Source organism: Noviherbaspirillum denitrificans, from assembly GCF_002211445.1.
GTDB classification, from domain to species: Bacteria; Pseudomonadota; Gammaproteobacteria; order Burkholderiales; family Burkholderiaceae_D; genus Noviherbaspirillum; species Noviherbaspirillum denitrificans.
This window is the reverse complement of record NZ_LSTO01000001.1, coordinates 2,328,971-2,329,181: the sequence shown is the minus strand read 5'-3', so window position 1 is coordinate 2,329,181 and position 211 is coordinate 2,328,971. Positions and strand designations below refer to the sequence as shown.

1 pseudogene is annotated in these 211 nt (G+C 62.1%); it reads left to right on the top strand.

Annotation, left to right across the window (positions count from 1 at the left end):
• Positions 1–13 precede the first annotated feature (13 nt).
• Positions 14–211, top strand: a pseudogene (locus tag AYR66_RS29535) (hypothetical protein); the annotation flags it as partial.

Below are 211 nucleotides of genomic sequence, written 5' to 3'. Positions count from 1 at the left end.
GGAAAGGAACCCCATGTCGCGTCGTGACAAAACCCAGCAGGAATTGCTGCTGGCATTACACCGGATTGAGCGAGGGGCGCCGCGCATTGTAGATCCCAAACGCAAGCTGTCGATCATGGCAGTCGCGGAAGAAGCGGGCGTGCACGCGACAACGATCCATACCCGCTACCCGGACATCGCCGAGCAGGTCAGGAAGCGGACGGCCCGGACG